Origin of the sequence: Bacillus sp. FSL K6-1005 (assembly GCF_038000225.1) — a bacterium.
Lineage (GTDB): Bacteria > Bacillota > Bacilli > Bacillales > Bacillaceae > Bacillus > Bacillus mojavensis.
This window is the reverse complement of record NZ_JBBOBP010000001.1, coordinates 155,150-171,892: the sequence shown is the minus strand read 5'-3', so window position 1 is coordinate 171,892 and position 16,743 is coordinate 155,150. Positions and strand designations below refer to the sequence as shown.

The following is a 16,743-nucleotide window of genomic DNA, read 5'->3' as shown; positions in this document are numbered from 1 at the left end:
CTAAAGCAGTTACTTACTGACAAGTGAACATACATACAAAATATCGGAAATGCAGCCCCTTTCTCCTCCTTTCACTTTTGAACAATGTTTATTCTATACGACTTCCACTCTTCAGTGAGCACATCAAACGACAAATCGCAAGTTTGCCTGACAATCAAATCAGCATCATGCATTGATTGTTCATGACCGACTCCAACCGCAAACATCCCGGCAGATTTAATGGCGGCGATACCCGCTTCAGCGTCTTCTATTGCCGCACAATCAGCCGGAGAGACGCCAAGCAGCGCTGCGGCGGTTAAAAATATCTCGGGATCAGGTTTCCCGTTCGCAAGAGCCGTTGGATCAACAATCGCATGAAAATCGTTAATAATCTCTAAACGTTTTAAAACCTCGGGGGCGTTGCGGCTTGAAGATGCTAACCCAATTTTTATCTTTTCGCCTTTTAATTCACAAAGAAGCCTGCCGATTCCAGGCAAAAGATCTTCCGGCGTCAATTTGTTGATCAACGTTTGATAATATTTGTTTTTTTGATGCAGGAGATCTTGCTTCTCCGCCTTTGTATATTTTGCTTCCGCACCGCTCCTGATCAGTATGTTTTCAAGCGACTTTTCTCTGCTGATTCCTTTGAGGCTTTCATTCACACTTCGGTCAAAGGGAATACCGATTTGTTCTGCGATGTGCCTCCAAGCGAGAAAATGATATTCAGCAGTATCTGTTATCACTCCGTCTAAATCAAAAATGACTGCTTTCATATGCTGATGCCCATCACAGCTTCATAAGGTGCGAGGCAAATGCTCTTCAAGTCAGCCCGCTCCTCCGAATAGTTGGAAATGAGCACTTTCCAACGCTCATGAATCAGTTCCTGAGGTAATTCGAACAGCGCCTTGTCTTCCGACAAATTCACAACGACGAGAAGCTTTTCCCCTTGATATTCACGGATGTAAGAGAAGATTTGCGGGTCATCCTCCAGCAGCAGCTGATAATCTCCATCTATCAAGATCTTATATTGCTTCCGCAATTGAATGAGCTTCTGGTAATAGTAGAAAATCGAATCTAGATCGTCCAAGGACTCCTTCACATTGATTTCATGATAGCGGGAATTTACCGCTATCCAAGGATCTCCAACTGTGAATCCCGCATGTTTTCCGGCATCCCATTGCATCGGTGTTCTCGCGTGATCCCTTCCTTTTTTCGTTACAGCTTTTAGAAAATCTTTTTCTGACATCGTTTTGTTTTCAACGACTAATTCACGATATGCATTTTTTATTTCAAGATCGTCATACATTTCCAGCGGCATTTCACTGTTGACCATCCCGATTTCTTCTCCTTGGTAAATAAACGGGGTTCCTTTCATACCGTGAAGCACCGTTGCAAATGCTTTTGCACACAGCTTTCGCAGCTCGCCGTCATTGCCCCAACGGGATATGATCCTTGGCTGATCATGGTTTTCAAAATACAGGGTATTCCAGCCGACATTCATTAACGCGTTCTGCCACCTTGTCATTGTCTTTTTTAAAGCGATCAGATCAAACGGCTTGATCTGCCATTTCCCATTTGGCGAATGTGGTTCCGTATCAATATCCATATGTTCAAACGTAAAGATCATATTCAGCTCATATCTGCTTTCATCCGTATACTTTTTCGCCTCTTCTGTATCGGAACCGTTTGCCTCTCCCACCGTCATGCAATCGTAATGAGACAGCACTTCCCGGTTCATCTCTTGAATAAACTCATGCAGGCGGGGACCATTTGAATGATAGCGGCCGACGATATAGCGGCGGCTGTCATCTGTTTCGTAGTCCGGAAAATCGATGTATTTCGAAATGGAGCCGATCACATCCATGCGCCAGCCGTCAACGCCTTTATCCATCCAGAACCTCATCAAATCATAAACTTCCCGGCGTACCGCTTCATTTTCCCAGTTTAAATCAGGCTGCTTTTTCGAAAAGTAGTGCAAATAATACTGCCCTGTTCCTTCATCAAATGTCCACGCCGGGCCCGAGAAGATCGACCCCCAATTGTTCGGCTCTGAGCCGTCCGTTTTTGGATTTTTCCAATAATAATAATCCCGGTAAGGATTGTCCTTTGACTTGCGGCTTTCAGCAAACCAGGCATGCTCATCTGACGTGTGGTTCACGACCAAATCCATGATGATTTTCATACCGCGCTGATGCACTTCATCAATTAACTGAAACATATCATCATTTGTCCCAAATTTTTCGTACATGTTTCTGTAGTCGCTGATGTCATAGCCGTTATCATCCTGCGGGGAATCAAACACCGGGGAGAGCCAGATCACATCCGCCCCGAGATGTTTGATGTAATCCAGCTTTTGAATTACGCCTTGCAAATCCCCGAATCCATCTCCATTGGAATCATAAAAACTGCGTGGGTAAATTTGATAAACAACAGCTTCTTTCCACCATTCACTCATCAGGCGTTCTCCTTTCATATCGCTCATTTAGCACAACCGGCTCCTCATAAACTTTCATGTGCAGCGGCTCGCCTTTTAAAATTTCAAAGATGGCGCTTTTTTCGTCAACCGTAACATTGATTAAGCGGTGTCGATAATTGATTTTGAACGAATATCCATCCCAATCTTTCGGCAAAAACGGAGCAAATGACAGCGTCTCATTCGTGACGCGCATGCCGGCAAAGCCCTGAACGATCGCGAGCCAGCTCCCCGTCATTGATGTAATATGCAGGCCTTCTTCCGTGTCATGATTGTAATTGTCAAGATCAAGCCTTGCTGTACGCTTACATAATTCAAGCGCTTTCTTTTCCATCTTAAGTTCGGCTGCGAGAACCGCATGGACAGAGGGCGACAGGCTTGATTCATGAACAGTCATTGGTTCATAAAATTCAAAGTTTCGCCGTTTTTCTTCCATTGTAAAACGGTCATGAAAAAGATAAATGCCTTGAAGCACATCTGCCTGCTTAATAAAATTCGAGCGGAGAATCTTGTCCCAAGACCAATTCTGATAAAGGGGCCGCTCAGCTGGATCTAATTTATCCGCTGATTGCAGGTCTTTATCCAAGAATGTGTCATGCTGAATGAAAATTTGCAGTTCTTCACTATACGGATAGTACATGTGCTGAATGATATTTCGCCAGACCTTCAGTTCTTCTTCCTGCACATCAAGCAGGCGGTGTTTTTCCGCTGAAATCCTTTCGAGATTTTCTAATGTGTACTCCAACGTCCAAGCCGCAATGACATTTGTATACCAATTGTTGTTGACATTGTTTTCGTATTCATTCGGTCCTGTGACGCCGTGGATCATATATTTGTTTTTTCGTTTTGAGAAGTGAACGCGGTCCGCCCAAAACCTGCTGACACCAACAAGAACGTCTATCCCGTATTCTTTCATATAGTCGTTGTCGCCTGTATATTGGATATAATTATAGATCGCATAGCAAATCGCGCCATTGCGGTGAATTTCTTCAAAGGTAATCTCCCATTCGTTGTGGCATTCATCACCTGTGAACGTCACCATCGGGTAAAGTGCCCCCTTCAATCCCAATTTAGCGGCATTTCGTTTGGCAGCCTCCAGATGGTGATAACGGTATAAAAGCAGGTGTTTCGTCACTTCCGGATCGGCAGCAGCCAAATACATCGGCACGGCATATGCCTCAGTATCCCAATATGCGGCGCCTCCGTATTTTTCGCCTGTAAATCCTTTCGGCCCGATATTCAAACGGGCATCGCCCCCGTAGTATGTCGAGAATAACTGAAAGATATTGTAGCGGATTCCTTGCTGAAGTTCCTCATCTCCTTTAATCTCTATGTCTGCTTTTGCCCATCTATCCTTCCATTGATCAGTGTGCCTTTGTCTTGCTTCATCATATCCGTTCTCTAGAACATCCGCCAAAAGCTCCTTGCCTTTCGATAAAAGCTCTTCCTCCCGAACATCACGGGAAGTCGTGACAATAATAAACTTTTTCAAAGAAGCCTTCGTTTGGTAGCTGTAGCGATTCTCAGCATACATGCCAGCTGTTTGAAAGCTTTCACTGACAAAGCCTTCTGTCACGTTTGCCATTGCTGCCGAAACAGTAAAACGCGGTGTTCCAAATGGATTTTCAATCGTTTTTGTGATGACATGGCCGCGGTGAGAATCAGCCCCTTTCGCTTCTTCCTGCCAAAATTGTTCCTGGTAGTTAGAATCTTCATTTGCCACATTTCCATCTAGGTAAGGAACAAGCGTAATGACAGCTTCTCCCGTCAGGCACTCCGCTTCGTAATGAATCGCACAAAGCTCTTTAACGGCAAGGCTAAGAAATCGCTCAGATCTGATTCTGACGGTTTTATCCTGAATGCGGACAACAGCGCTACGCCGCAGAATCCCCTCTTTCATATTAAGTTCTAACTCAAATGATTCGATTTGGTTTTGATAGAGATCGACTTTTTCACCATCAATATATAAGTCTATGCCAATAAAATTCATCGCATTGATCACTTTGCCGAAATACTCCGGATACCCGTTTTTCCACCAGCCTACCCGCGTTTTGTCAGGGAACCACACGCCTGCGATATATGTGCCTTGATGGCTGTCACCTGAATAGCCTTCTTCAAAATTCCCTCTGACACCCATATAGCCGTTGGCAAGAGAAGTCAGGCTTTCCTGCAGCCGCATATGTTCCTTTTGAAAATGATTTGTTTTGATTTGCCATTCATCAATCTCGAATAACCGCTGATTTATCATAATTTCCTCCTGAATGTAAGTTTCCATTATAACGGCGGGTTTTGGTTAAATATCTAAATGCAAAAGAGATCATCAAAGTGACGCCACAAGAATGGATCATCAATACAGTGATCAAGTCAAAATGAACCATGCCGACAGCAGCTGCCACAAAGGCTGGCAGTGCTGATGCGCAAATCGCTATAGATGCCGCTTCCTTAACTAACGCAATTGAGATCATGTTTGATAATTTTGTGATCCACATGCCTCCCGCAAGAACAGCCGTCAAAAAAAACTGGATCATAAAAATCACCGCATATGCCAGCATCATGATCATCGGCTTATACTGTGACAGCCACCATTTATTGATAAAACGCTCTACATCATGGGTGTTTGGATTCTTAAGCTTAGCGTCCATTTTCGCATAGCGAACAGAAAACCCCGCTCCATTTTGATCGGTGATGATCAGATGATCAGACTGAAATATAATTGCGTTATCATATCCAGCCACTTTCAAACGTCCATTTTCACCGCTCGTCTTAAACTCATGCTTCATATCAACCGCCAGCAAATTTTGTCCATCTTCAATCCGATCAGAGCTTTTCCCGCCTGTCAATTTTCCGTTTTTGATTTGAAAGCCTTGTAATTGATCAGCAAATCGATCATTGACCTTTTGAATAGCTGACGGCATGAAGGATTGAACGTTAAAGCGATCCATTTTCATAAACGAAACCGTCAACGGCGCCATCAAACACGCAGTTAAAAACATAAAGAGAAAAGAGAGCTGCAGCCAGCTGAATGTATTCCTATAACGGCAAACACCTGACGGAGATGCGGCCGCTTTCAGGCAGCGAATCATAAAGTTTTCATTTTGCAGATTCTTCATCGAACTACCCCTTTGTTCCGCCGGCTGTCAGCCCGGACACAAAGTTCTTTTGGAGAAAAAAGAACAAGATGCATATCGGCAGTGCGGCAAGTATCGCTCCGGCCGCAAACAGGGCGACTTTTTGCTGTTGCGGGTTTGCAATGAATGATTGCAGCCCCACAGCGATGGTCAGCCTTTCCGGTGCGCGAAGCAAAAACTTCGCCAGTAAATAGTCGCCAAACGGGGCCATAAAAGCCCAAAGCGCTTGTACCGCAAGCATCGGCTTAACAAGCGGCAAAACAATTGATGCGAAAATCCTCAGATGTCCCGCACCATCAATTCGCGCTGCTTCATCAATTTCTCTCGGCACAGTATCAAAATAACCTTTCATCAGCCACGTGTTCATCGGAATTCCGCCGCCGATATAGATTGCTGTCAAAAACCAGTATTGATCGAGGGCGCCTATCAGCATGGCCAGGACGTAAAAAGCAGTCAGCGCTGCCATCGTCGGCACCATTTGAATGATTAAAAAGAATACCAGGCTCTTTTTTCTGCCTGAGAACCGATAGCGGCTGTACGTATACCCGGCGAGTGTCACAATCGTAACCTGCAATACCATGACCGATAGCGCAATGACAATTGTATTGCTGTACCAATGAAGATAAAGCGTCTCGTCAAATAGCCGCTTAAAATGGTCCAAAGTCCAAGAACCCGAAAAATCAAGCTGAAAAGCCGCCACATTCCCCACACGGAAAGCGGATGTTGCCGTAATCAGCAGCGGATATAGAATGACGATACTTAACAGCGTCAAAAATAAATAAGTACAGATTCTATTAAGCATTCTGGCAGTTCTCGCGTTCACCTACATAACCTCCTCATTGCCAAAGGCATTCGATTTTTTAAAAGCAATCAGAGAAATTCCTATGACAATGAAAGAAATTAACAATGTAACAGCCGCCGCAACAGAATATTGCGGTGATGTGCCTGTTGTCAGTTTATAAATCCAAGAGATTAAAATATCGGTCGACCCGGCGCCGGCTCCCGCGCTGCCCGGTCCTCCCTCATTAAATAAGTAGATGATCGAGAAATTATTAAAATTAAATGTATACTGGGTAATCATCACAGGCGCTGTCGCAAATAAAATCATCGGGAATGTAATATGTTGAAAACGCTGAAAAAAAGTGGCCCCGTCAATCTTTGCCGCTTCATACAGTTCACCTGGAATCGCCTGAAGCACGCCCGTTACCATGACATAAATATAAGGAAAACCGAGCCAGGTCTGAATCATAATGAGAGCCGTCTTCGTCCAGAAAGGATCGGTCTTCCACGCGATCGACGGCAGCTCTACAAACGGCAAGTGATTTAATAATGGAATCACCTGTGCATTCATCGCCCCTACGCTGTCGTTAAACATGTTGGAAAAACTCATGATTGTAATAAAAGCCGGAACAGCCCACGGAAATAAGAAGATCATTCGATATATCCGCTTGCCTTTTATAAAATCCTGATTGACGAAAAGAGCCGTCACAATACCCAAAATGATTTGCAGCGTTGTCGCACAGATTGTCCAGATGATTGTCCAGCCCAGTACATTCACAAATGTTTCACGATAGGAGCCAAGGAGAAAAATATTCAAGAAGTTCTTAAAACCGACCCAGTCAATCAGACTATTAGGCGGAATATGATAAAAATCATAGTTTGTTAATGCAACAAACAGAGTCACCAAAACCGGAAAAATAATCACAAACACCATCATGATATATGCCGGCAGTGTAAATAAATATGGAAACCCTTTATCTCCTGCATGACAGATCATGTCCCTGGCTGTTGTATTGACCTTCAAACCCGCCGCTTTCATAGCGGCGGTCTTACGCGAATCATAAATATTAAAGATATAGAACATGAGGAACATCAGCGTCACGATCAATTGCAGTGTGCCTTCAATCAGCATAAACAGTGAGTGGTCTTTACCGGGAACACTCCCCAATGTAATCAATCCGGTTAGCGCCTGAATACCGAAAACGCATAATTCAAGAACAAACAAACCTGTGATGACCAGAAACAAGATCCCCTTTGAAAACTGATGATTCGCAAATTGCCCAAGCCCTGGAATGATCGATAAAAGCCCTGCCTTTCGTTTTTGCTTTGCATGTGTGTGGTGTTGATTCATTTTTTTCGCCCTCTATTCTTCCGGACGCTACCCCGCCGTTTTATTTCACATACTTCTCTTTTATATTTTCCTTCATGACGTTTACAGCATCATCCGCTGATTGTTGTGCTGCTTTTTTTCCTGTAGCTGCATCAAAAATCAAACTTTCCGCTCCTGTCCATACCTCAGCCATTTCCGGAATATTCGGAGTTGGTGTCGCTGTTTCATATTGTGTAATCACAGCTGACGTCAGCTCATTTTTTTGCTCATCCGCTTTCTTCCTTGCAGCTGTGTTGGCCGGAACTTCGTTTGTATCGTCATAAAAAACGTAGGCATTGGCATCATTTGTAGCATACTCAAGCCACTTTTCAGCCAGTTCGGGTTCTTTTGTATATTTTGAAGCAACCCAGCCCTTGCCGCCGGCAAAAGGGGCATATTCTTCTCCGTTTGGCAATGTCGGAATAGGAGCCGCTCCGTAGTTCAATTGAGCCTCTTTATAGTTGGCAGCTGACCAAGGTCCGCCGATGATAGCAGCCGCTTTGCCATCTAAAAACATCTGCTGAATAAAATCATCTGCGCTTGAATTGTCTTGCATGCCTTTTGGCCAATAGGTTTTAAACCATGTCTCCGCATATTTCACAGCTTCTACTGCCCCTTTATTGTTCAGGCCGATATCCCCGGAATCTGTGCCGTTTTTCCCAAACACGTATCCGCCGTAACCCGCCAATAAACCGTATGACATATAAAAGTCAGTCCATTTCGCTAAAAATCCGGTTGATTTTCCTTTTTCTGAAGCAAACGCAAAGCGGGAATCCTTTGCTAATTTTTCAAGGTCTTTAAATGTTTTTGGTGCTGTTTTTAAAAGACCCTTGTTGTAGTATAAAACAAGGGTTTCAATGACCAGCGGCATTCCATACACCTTACCGTCAACCGTCACCTGCTGCATTTCTTTATCGCCGAAACTTTTTGTATGAGATGGCTTAATGTCTAGCAAATGTCCCTGCTGGCCCAAACCGCCGATCCGGTCGTATGCTGCAAGCATCACATCAGGTGCATTCCCCGCCGGACCATCGAGAGGAAGCGCTTCCAATTGATCGAACATTTGCTTTTCAACAATTTTTATTGTGACATCATTCTCTTTTTCAAACTTTGCTTTGATGCTTTCAATGTATTTTTTATAGGTTTCTTCAACAGACACAGTCAGTACCTTTTTGCCGTCAGAGCTTGCCGGATCTTTTGAACTTGAGCAGGCGGCAAGGCCGAATGTCAGGACTGATGCTGCCAATAAGGCGAAGGCCTTTTTAAAAACTACCATCTCTTTTCCCCCTTCTATTTATGAATCTATAACAATTGTATAGCTCTGCAGAAAGCGGTTACAACATCTTTCGATTTGTTACCGATAACAGAATTTAACCAGGGGCGGCAGCACCCAAAATAAAAAATTCTCCCGGCTGAATACCAATCACATCGCTATGATGAAGCGGCTGCTCTGTCCATGCATCGTAGATTTTCTTATTTCTTTCAATATTCAAATCTTGCAAACTGACATGTCGAGCCGCGTCCCCTTGATTAAAGAAATAAATCAGTTTTTTTTCATCAAGAGTCCGTGAAAAACGAATAAAATTGTTTTGGTCATCCAGCAGATTCCACTCAAGAGTTCCTTCAGTTAATACAGTGTTTTCTTGTTTGCGTAAAGCAATTAACCGTTTCATAAATGTGTGCATCTCTTGATTTTGCTTCTCTTTGTCCCAAACCATACATTTCCGGCATAACGGATCATTTTCGCCGTCCAGCCCGATTTCCGTTCCGTAATAGATGCATGGTGAACCTGTCTGGGCAAACATAAAGGCCAGCAAAGCGCGTGCTTTTTTCTCGTCATTTCGGCATCTGGTCAAAAGGCGTCTTGTGTCATGGCTGTCCAGTAAATTAAACATCACCCCATTGACCTGCTTCATCCCATTCATCAAATGTGCATTTAACCGGTGGGCCATACGCGAGGCTGGAATCGCCCGGTCAGCAAAATATTCAATCATAGGCTCTGTAAAAGGATAGTTCATCACCGCATGAAATTCATCTCCTCTTAGCCAAGGTTCGGATGAATGCCAGATTTCTCCCAGAATATAAATATCAGGCTTTTCTGCTGATACCGCTTGCTTGAATGTCTTCCAAAAAGCGTGATCCACTTCATTTGCCACGTCCAAACGCCAGCCGTCAATGTCAAATTCGCGAATCCAATACAAAGCAATATCAAGCAAATATCTCTGTACCTCGGGATTAGCCGTATGTAACTTCGGCATATCGGGAGTAAACGCAAATGTATCATAATTGCCTTCTGTGACAGGAAAAGAGTGAATATGGAACCAGTCTTTATAGCGGGATTGAGCTCCGTTTTTCACGACATCCTGCCACTGTGGAGAAGCACTGCCTATATGATTAAAAACAGCATCAAGCATAATTTTCATCCCCCGCTGATGAATCTGGCTGACCAATGTGCGAAAAAGCTCCGGATCTCCAAAATGCGGATCAATGGAATAGTAATCCAGCGTGTCGTATTTATGATTAGAAGGCGCGGAAAAAATAGGAGTTAAATAAATTCCGTTCACCCCTAAATCCTCTACATAATCAAGCTTGTCAACAATTCCTTGCAAATCTCCTCCAAAAAAATCATTGACGTCCGGATCTTTGCTCCCCCACGGCAATACATTCTCCGGCGATAAGTCTTCTCTTCCATTAGCAAAACGCTCCGGAAAAATTTGATACCAAACCGTTGATTTGGCCCACTCAGGCGCTTGGAATGTATCGGCCTCATGAACAAATGGAAGTTTAAAATAATAATGGATCGTCTCCAGCGTTTTTTCGTTATAAGGGCATACACCTGAGCTTCCGAAAAAGATGTCTTCATGATGGTCTGTTACAACAAACGCATATTGCAAACGCCTGAATGGCGGCACCACTTCAGCAAACCAATAATCATGCATGTCCGTTGCGGCGATTTTCCTCATCGGATGCTCGTTTGCCGCCCACCTGCCATCGTTGTACTCATAAGGATCGCCCCAAATTAATCGAATGTGATCGGCATCACCTTTTTTCGTCCGAATCTTGATATGCACTGTCCGCCCATCATAAGAATAAGCATCAGAACTGAATGGCTGATGATGAATCGCTGCATATTCCATCATGTCTCCCCCTTTGATTTCCGTTTTAATCCGGTTCAATTTTGAAAGTATCATGATGAAATCGCAGGAACAATCCTTTTTGCCTTGTTATCGATAACAGAATAAGGCTCTTACAGAGTCGATTCACGCACGATTAACTCCGGCTCAAAAAATAGATGTCCTTGGGGAGCACCGCCTTCATTCATTTTTTTCAGCAGCATTCTCGCACAGGCCTCACCCATTTCAACTACTGGCTGTCTGACTGTAGTCAACCGGGGCGAGGAGATGCGATCAAGAAAAACACCGTCATTCCCGGTAACCGCAACGTCTTCCGGAATTCGTTTTCCAAGCGATTGCGCCGCACGAATGACGCCGAGCGCGATTCGATCGGATGCGCAGACAAACGCTGTCTGTTTGTCCATGGATTTCAGTACTTCTCTTGCAAGGCATTCACTTTTCTTAGAACTGTTATCGATCCGAAACATATTCGTTTTGTTAAAGCTTTCATTCATCGCACGAATATACCCCTGTTCTCTTGAGCGTTCGAAAGGCTCATCTAAATCAATGCCAAAAAAGACAACTTCCCGCTCGCCCAGTCCCATGACATGGCGTGTTGCCATAAAAGTGCCTTTTTCGTTATTCAAATCGATAAAGTCAAAGCCCATTTCATTTTGCCCAAATACGACTAGCGGTTTTTCAAAAGCTTTGATCACACCTTCAAAATCGGACTTTCTCAAGCCAGTGGCAATAATACCGTCGCATTGACCAATATTAAGAGAATTTCTTGTCACAAGCTGTAAAGCATAATGGCGGCGATCCAGCTCCCGGCTGATTCCGGTCAGCAAGTTCATGTAATACGGCTCTGTCGTATCCATTTCCTCGAGAATCAACAGTTTGACAACCTGTGTTCTGTTTTGCACGAGCGCTCTTGCCGCATAATTAGGGATGTAATTCAGCTCTTTCATCGCGGAATGAACAAGCTTTTTTAATTCGTCTGTCACCGTCTCAGGATGATTGATCACTCGTGATACCGTCATTTTCGAAACATTTGCTTTTTTCGCCACATCTGACAATGTTGCCATTTTCATCCCCTCCTCACCTGTGCTTATTACGCCTATCCAAACTAGTGAAAAAGTCCTTTATTATAGTAAATTATACTATGTAACCATAAAGAAACTAAAAAAGAGATTTCCTACAGGAAACCTCACATTGTCGAAATCAGCTTTGATTGCTCACTAAATTTCTGTCCACTTTTTCTCTAAAATCGGATATGAGTAGTTCTTCATTTGCTCAATTAACTCATCGGGCCGTGAAGAGCTATGGATCAGTTTAAGATGAGAGTCGTTAGAAAATCCTTCTTGAATGCTGTATTTGATCATTTTCATCATCGGTTCAAAATATCCGTTGACATTATACAGTCCGATCGGCTTTTGATGAATGCCGATCTGCGCCCAGCAAAGCACTTCAAATAATTCTTCATATGTACCGAAACCGCCAGGCATGGCGATATAGCCGTCAGCCAGTTCGCTCATTTTTGCCTTTCGTTCATGCATGCCGTTGACTTCAATCAGCTCTGTCAGATTTTGATGGACAACCTCTCCGCTGAACAGGCCGCTCGGCATCACTCCAATTGCAGTGCCGCCGTTTTCCATTAACGCATCGGCAATCGCGCCCATCAAACCTACACGAGAGCCCCCGTATACCAGGCCGATTCCCTGCTCTGCCATATACACGCCAAGCTCCGTCGCTTTTCTTTTATACGCTTCATTCCCCCCCGGGTTTGAGCCCGCAAATACACAAATTGTTTTCATCTTGTCATCTCCACATCTATATATCGTGTTAACATTCAAAAAAACACACTATATATTGTCCCACCTTCATGTGATAATATCAATATGAAATACATAAAGAATGCAGGAGTGATGATGTTGCAGCTGGCTGATGCTGAAAAATAGATGAAAGAGTTTTACGAAAAAAGGGGCTGGACGGAATACGGACCGTTTATTCGAGTCGGGTTTTTAATGGAGGAAGCCGGAGAGCTGGCACGGGCTGTCCGGGCGTATGAAATCGGCAGAGACCGGCCGGATGAGAAAGAATCGACACGAGCTGAGCAAAAACAAGAATTGATTGAAGAAATGGGAGACGTCATCGGGAATATCGCCATCCTTGCTGATATGTACGGCGTTTCATTAGGTGACGTGATGAAAGCCCACCAAGAAAAACTGACAAAACGATTTGAGCATGCATAAAAAAAACGGCCGCAGTCGGCCGTTTTTTTTTTCACCCTGTGATTTCATCATGATGATCAAAGAAATGCTGCTTCCCTATTTTGTGAAATAGGCCTGTTTTATGCAGCAGCTCCCTAGGCTGAGACTGCAGTCCTACAATCATCAGCTTTCCGTTGTGGCGTTTAATTCGGTTCATAACGTTCCCAAGCACTGCTTCTGCGGACGTATCCATGTAATGCACTTTATTCATGAGCAAAATGAGGGTCTTCGGCTTTTTCTGTACATGCTCTAACAGTGACGATTCAAGTGAATCAATCGATCCGAAAAACAGCGGTCCTTCTATGGAGTACATGCTGACTGAAGGATCTGTCCCCTGCTCCCTCTTAGCCGCTTTCGCAAGAGCTGGATGAGACTCCTGATTGTGAATACGGGTCGCTTCGCTCATTCTTCTGATGAAGAACACAAATGCGAGCAGCAATCCGGTCGCCACACCGACGATTAAATCGAACAGAACCGTCAGGACAAAGGTAGCGGCTAGAATGAAGGAATCGGCGTTTTTCAGTCTCAGCATGTTTGCGACTTCCTTCCGCTCACTCATATTCCATGCGACAACCATCAAAATCGGCGCCATACTTGCAAGCGGAACGTGGGAAGCATAAGGCGCGAATACAAGCAGTACAAGAAGAACCACGACGCCGTGAACGACACCTGAGACAGGTGAAACCGCTCCATTTTTAATATTGGTTGCCGTCCGCGCAATCGCTCCGGTAGCCGGGATTCCGCCAAACAGCGGCGCGGCCATATTCGCAATCCCCTGGCCGACAAGCTCTTTGTTGCTGTCGTGCTTTGACCCTTTCATATTATCGGCAACCATCGCGGATAATATGGACTCGAGGCCGCCAAGAAGCGCGATGACAAGCGCTGCCGGAAACAGCATGACCATTTTATCTATTGTCAGCTCCGGAAACTGAAATTCCGGCAAATGGCGAGGAATTTCTCCATAGGTTGAGCCAATCGTTGCCATGCGGTCAGGGAAAAACACAACCGCAACAAGCGTGGAAATGAGAAGAGCCAATAAAGCTCCGGGTATCTTTGGCATCACTTTGGCGGATACAAGCAAAATGACAAGTCCGATGACCGCAGTCAAAATGGCATATCCGTTAAAGGTGCCGAGCTTCTGTGCAATTTCAAACATGTTGTGATGAAAGTTCTCATGTTTTTCTACGTTTTTCAAACCGAGAAAATTAGCGATTTGCTCAGTGAAGATTAACACGGCGATTCCAGCCGTAAACCCGACGATAACTGGCTTCGGCACGTACTTCATAATTTTGCCGAGCTTAAACAATCCGAACAGCACCAGCATGACGCCTGCCATAAACCCCGCTATCAGCAGATTTTCCAGCCCATACTGCATCACGATACCGAATAAAATCGGGACAAACGCGCCTGTCGGACCGCCTATTTGATATTTAGATCCCCCGAACAAAGAAATACAGATTCCCGCCACAACAACAGTATACAGCCCATATTCAGGCTCGACTCCCGAGGCAATGGCAAACGCCATACCTAAAGGAATTGCCACGACTCCTACTACGATACCTGCAATCAGGTCTTTCTGAAATTTCTGTAAATTGTATCCCTTGAATCTCCCAGAGAATCGCATATTTTGTTAAAACCTCCCTTATGAATTAGTCTTTATGAACTCAGTTTCATAACCGTTAATCACGACGTCAAGTTTGCCTGTCTCCGGGTGTATCACAAGCCCGTGAACCGGCAGCTTTTTTGGCAGAAGCGGATGATTCTTGATCAGATTGACACTGTGGGAAACGCTTTCTTCCACACTGTGAAAGCCGGTCAGCCAGGTTTTCAAATCTAATCCGGCGCTATCAAGTAAACTCAGGCAGCTTGCTTCTACCCCGCGTTCCTTTGCTTTTTCTAGAATTGAGGTAGCATTCAGGCCTGACATCCCGCATTCATGGTGGCCGATGATGCAAACCTCTTCCGCCTGCAATTCATAAACGGCGACCAATATGCTGCGCATGACACTTCCAAATGGGTGAGAAACGATGGCTCCCGCGTTTTTTACAATCTTAGCATCGCCGTTTTTAAGCCCCATTGCTTGCGGAAGAAGTTCTGTGAGTCTTGTATCCATACAGGTAACAATAACGAGCTTTTTTGAAGGGAATTTTGTCGTTTTGTAGGGTTCGTACTTCTTCTCTCTGACAAACTGCTGATTGTGTTCCAAAATTGATGTTAAAGAAACCATTCTAAATTCATCTCCCATCCATATGATTTTGCAAGCCTTCTTGCCTAGCTTACAGTAAGGAATTATAGCATAGGAACAGGCCGCGAAAAGGCTTTCATAAAAAGACGATCTAATTGGACTGTAAAATAAAAACATAAACATTTATATCTTTCAAAGATAATAAAATTTACATTTATTGAATCCTATAATCCAGGTTTTGCTGATATTTTGGTGATTTGTCTGACAAAAAATATAGGCGAATTCAGATAATTAAAAAACTTATTTAAGCAGAGGCTGCTATTTTTTCAATCATCGCAATCATTTTAAGTTCAAAAGAACCAGAAATTTAACAAACGCAGCAATATTTCTAACTTCTATCTCTTTCCGATATAATAAAATAGACAACAGCCATAAAGGGGGATCCTTGTTGAAACCATTTGTATTTATCACCAAACCCATTTCTAAAGAGATTGAACACATGATCAGTGAGCATTGCCGTTATGAGATATGGCAGGAGGATTCACTTCCACAAGAGGTGCTATTCGAGAAAATGAAAGATGCTGAAGGGCTTTTAACGACTGGAACATCAGGGCCGTCCATCAACAGCGAGCTGCTTGAACATGCTCCTAAGCTGAAGGTCGTCAGCAATCAATCCGTCGGATACGATAATTTTGATATAGAAGCGATGAAAGAAAGAAACGTGGTCGGCACTCATACACCTTATACACTGGATGATACAGTGGCCGATCTGGCCTTTTCTTTAATTCTTTCATCGGCCAGACGTGTTGCTGAGCTTGACCGTTTCGTCCGGGCCGGTAAATGGGGTACGATTGAAGAAGAAGACCTTTTCGGCATTGACGTCCATCATCAAACATTAGGCATTATCGGTATGGGCAGAATCGGCGAGCAAGCGGCCAGACGCGCCAAATTCGGTTTCGATATGGACGTGCTTTATCATAACCGCCACCGCAAACAAGAAACTGAAGAAAGCATCGGCGTCAAATACGCTGAGCTTGACACACTCCTGGAGCAATCAGATTTTGTTCTGCTGATTACTCCGCTGACTGACGAAACGTATCACATGATCGGGGAACGCGAATTTAAACTGATGAAGGATTCCGCAATTTTCGTCAATATTTCCCGGGGAAAGACAGTTGATGAAAAAGCCCTCATCCGCGCTCTTCAAGAAGGGTGGATTCGTGGTGCCGGTTTAGACGTGTACGAAGAAGAACCTGTCGCAAAAGACAATCCGCTCTTGCAGCTTGACAATGTTACCCTACTGCCGCATATTGGCTCAGCAACAGCGAAAGTGCGCTTCAATATGTGTAAACAGGCCGCTGAAAACATGATCGCAGCTATCAAAGGGGAAACACCGAAAAATCTGACAAGAGAATTTCGGTAAATTAAAAAATCCGGTCTGATGAA

The 16,743-nt window shown here is 44.2% G+C and carries 14 protein-coding genes; 2 read left to right on the top strand and 12 right to left on the bottom strand.

Going from position 1 to position 16,743, the window contains the following annotated elements:
* Positions 1–71: 71 nt before the first annotated feature.
* The 10 genes from pgmB to NST16_RS00750 all read right to left on the bottom strand — a co-directional run bounded on the left by pgmB (position 72) and on the right by NST16_RS00750 (position 12,656).
* Positions 72–752, bottom strand: a complete 681-nt coding sequence (gene pgmB / locus NST16_RS00795; protein WP_340883530.1) for a beta-phosphoglucomutase — start codon at positions 750–752, stop codon at positions 72–74.
* A complete protein-coding gene (locus tag NST16_RS00790) occupies positions 749–2,434 on the bottom strand; it encodes a glycoside hydrolase family 13 protein (RefSeq protein ID WP_340883528.1) in 1,686 nt (561 codons plus the stop codon). Before NST16_RS00790 ends, pgmB begins: the two co-directional genes overlap by 4 nt.
* Positions 2,427–4,700, bottom strand: coding sequence for a glycoside hydrolase family 65 protein (locus NST16_RS00785; RefSeq protein WP_340883526.1), 2,274 nt, complete (start codon positions 4,698–4,700; stop codon positions 2,427–2,429). The genes NST16_RS00790 and NST16_RS00785 overlap by 8 nt, the downstream gene beginning before the upstream one ends.
* A complete protein-coding gene (locus NST16_RS00780; protein ID WP_340883522.1) occupies positions 4,672–5,562 on the bottom strand; it encodes a DUF1189 domain-containing protein in 891 nt (296 codons plus the stop codon). The genes NST16_RS00785 and NST16_RS00780 overlap by 29 nt, the downstream gene beginning before the upstream one ends.
* Before the next feature lie 4 nt (positions 5,563–5,566).
* On the bottom strand, positions 5,567–6,403 hold the full coding sequence (gene mdxG / locus NST16_RS00775) for a maltodextrin ABC transporter permease MdxG (RefSeq protein WP_340883520.1): 837 nt from the start codon (positions 6,401–6,403) through the stop codon (positions 5,567–5,569).
* Positions 6,404–7,711, bottom strand: coding sequence for a carbohydrate ABC transporter permease (locus tag NST16_RS00770; RefSeq protein WP_340883518.1), 1,308 nt, complete (start codon positions 7,709–7,711; stop codon positions 6,404–6,406).
* Positions 7,712–7,751: 40 nt separating this feature from the next.
* Positions 7,752–9,005, bottom strand: a complete 1,254-nt coding sequence (locus NST16_RS00765) for a maltodextrin ABC transporter substrate-binding protein (RefSeq protein ID WP_340883516.1) — start codon at positions 9,003–9,005, stop codon at positions 7,752–7,754.
* Between the two features lie 94 nt (positions 9,006–9,099).
* Entirely contained in the window at positions 9,100–10,869 is a 1,770-nt protein-coding gene (locus NST16_RS00760; protein WP_340883514.1) for a glycoside hydrolase family 13 protein, read from the bottom strand.
* Between the two features lie 107 nt (positions 10,870–10,976).
* Complete coding sequence (locus NST16_RS00755) at positions 10,977–11,927, bottom strand: LacI family DNA-binding transcriptional regulator (RefSeq protein WP_340883512.1); 951 nt, start codon at positions 11,925–11,927, stop codon at positions 10,977–10,979.
* A gap of 153 nt (positions 11,928–12,080) precedes the next feature.
* Entirely contained in the window at positions 12,081–12,656 is a 576-nt protein-coding gene (locus NST16_RS00750) for an LOG family protein (RefSeq protein WP_010331986.1), read from the bottom strand.
* 144 nt (positions 12,657–12,800) lie between these two features.
* On the opposite strand from NST16_RS00750, the gene NST16_RS00745 reads away from it, so the two are divergent.
* Positions 12,801–13,094, top strand: a complete 294-nt coding sequence (locus tag NST16_RS00745; RefSeq protein ID WP_340883509.1) for a MazG-like family protein — start codon at positions 12,801–12,803, stop codon at positions 13,092–13,094.
* Positions 13,095–13,125: 31 nt separating this feature from the next.
* Here the strand turns inward: NST16_RS00745 and NST16_RS00740 are convergent, their stop codons facing one another.
* Both NST16_RS00740 and NST16_RS00735 read right to left on the bottom strand, forming a co-directional pair.
* Positions 13,126–14,736 (bottom strand): SulP family inorganic anion transporter, encoded by a 1,611-nt coding sequence (locus NST16_RS00740; protein ID WP_168748821.1) that lies wholly within the window; start codon positions 14,734–14,736, stop codon positions 13,126–13,128.
* 18 nt (positions 14,737–14,754) lie between these two features.
* Entirely contained in the window at positions 14,755–15,339 is a 585-nt protein-coding gene (locus NST16_RS00735; RefSeq protein ID WP_010331989.1) for a beta-class carbonic anhydrase, read from the bottom strand.
* 403 nt (positions 15,340–15,742) lie between these two features.
* Here NST16_RS00735 and NST16_RS00730 point away from each other — a divergent pair, with 403 nt between their 5' ends.
* On the top strand, positions 15,743–16,720 hold the full coding sequence (locus tag NST16_RS00730) for a 2-hydroxyacid dehydrogenase (protein ID WP_340883507.1): 978 nt from the start codon (positions 15,743–15,745) through the stop codon (positions 16,718–16,720).
* Positions 16,721–16,743 lie beyond the last annotated feature (23 nt).

Coding starts and splice junctions, on each gene's coding strand:
- NST16_RS00770 (WP_340883518.1), bottom strand. CDS start 7,711: ATGAATCAACACCACACACATGCAAAGCAAAAACGAAAGGCAGGGCTT.
- NST16_RS00760 (WP_340883514.1), bottom strand. CDS start 10,869: ATGATGGAATATGCAGCGATTCATCATCAGCCATTCAGTTCTGATGCT.
- NST16_RS00780 (WP_340883522.1), bottom strand. CDS start 5,562: ATGAAGAATCTGCAAAATGAAAACTTTATGATTCGCTGCCTGAAAGCG.
- NST16_RS00755 (WP_340883512.1), bottom strand. CDS start 11,927: ATGGCAACATTGTCAGATGTGGCGAAAAAAGCAAATGTTTCGAAAATG.
- NST16_RS00750 (WP_010331986.1), bottom strand. CDS start 12,656: ATGAAAACAATTTGTGTATTTGCGGGCTCAAACCCGGGGGGGAATGAA.
- NST16_RS00765 (WP_340883516.1), bottom strand. CDS start 9,005: ATGGTAGTTTTTAAAAAGGCCTTCGCCTTATTGGCAGCATCAGTCCTG.
- NST16_RS00740 (WP_168748821.1), bottom strand. CDS start 14,736: ATGCGATTCTCTGGGAGATTCAAGGGATACAATTTACAGAAATTTCAG.
- pgmB (WP_340883530.1), bottom strand. CDS start 752: ATGAAAGCAGTCATTTTTGATTTAGACGGAGTGATAACAGATACTGCT.
- NST16_RS00790 (WP_340883528.1), bottom strand. CDS start 2,434: ATGAGTGAATGGTGGAAAGAAGCTGTTGTTTATCAAATTTACCCACGC.
- NST16_RS00745 (WP_340883509.1), top strand. CDS start 12,801: ATGAAAGAGTTTTACGAAAAAAGGGGCTGGACGGAATACGGACCGTTT.
- NST16_RS00735 (WP_010331989.1), bottom strand. CDS start 15,339: ATGGTTTCTTTAACATCAATTTTGGAACACAATCAGCAGTTTGTCAGA.
- NST16_RS00785 (WP_340883526.1), bottom strand. CDS start 4,700: ATGATAAATCAGCGGTTATTCGAGATTGATGAATGGCAAATCAAAACA.